Source organism: Cupriavidus sp. 8B (assembly GCF_054589115.1).
Genome location: NZ_BAAILO010000571.1, coordinates 1 through 885, shown reverse-complemented (window position 1 = coordinate 885; position 885 = coordinate 1). Strand labels below are relative to the sequence as shown.

Below are 885 nucleotides of genomic sequence, written 5' to 3'. Positions count from 1 at the left end.
TGTCCAGGCTAAATTGAGACGTCCGGTGTTTGGCCAAGTTGAAATGTCCGATTCAGAGCGCGTGGTTTTGGGGTTTCTTGGCTTGTTTCTTTAGGGTTTCCCGTAAGGCAGTGGTGCTTTGAAAGCTGTTTCGAGCACAGCATGCAAGTCGGTGGCGTTGAGCTGTCGCTGAGGTTTCTTGCCCGGGGCGGCCTTGTGAGGCCGCGGCGGCGTGCCTGAATTGGTCCTGGCGGGGGCGCCGGCGCTGCGTCGGCTATCTCGCTTGGCCTGCATCTCCTGCGCCACGCGCAGTACGTGACCGAGACGCTTGTTCTCGACGATCGCGCCTTGGTCGATCTCTGACAGCCGGTCATAGGTGGTGTAGGGCAGGGTAGCGCCATCGGCCCAGAGCTCGATCCTGCCGTCCGGATACTCCGCGACCTCGATATAGCGATGAATCAGGCGGCGATGCTCGGGCCGGTCTGCCAGTAAGTACAACCGCTTGTCATACTGCAGCGTCAGGCTCTGCGACACCTTACGCCACTTGCGCCAGGTAAAGATGCGCTCCAGGTCCTCATCGGCTCGCACTGTGCGATGCGCATCAAAGTCGCTTCTGGGCGGCTTGGCAAAGCGCCCATTGAAGTCGACCAAGAAGGCTGGTACGAAGGCGTTGGCGTCCGCCTGAGACGAGATACCACGCAGCCGCAGTTCCTTGACCAGACGGTCCTGCAGCGTGCTATTCATCCGTTCCACGCGGCCCTTGGCCTGGCTGGTGTTGGCGCAAAGGATGTCGATGTTCAGCTCGAACAACGCGCGCCCAAACTGCGTGTAGCCGTCACCCCCGGTGGCATTCGGCTGATTGACCCGGAAGATGCCCGCCTTGTCGCTGTAGAACGCGACCGGCTT

At 60.8% G+C, this 885-nt stretch carries 1 protein-coding gene; it reads right to left on the bottom strand.

What is annotated here, in order from left to right; translation table 11 throughout:
• Window positions 1-90: 90 nt before the first annotated feature.
• On the bottom strand, window positions 91-885 hold a 795-nt coding region (locus ACYP5B_RS48950; RefSeq protein WP_459574689.1), incomplete at its 5' end, for a transposase family protein.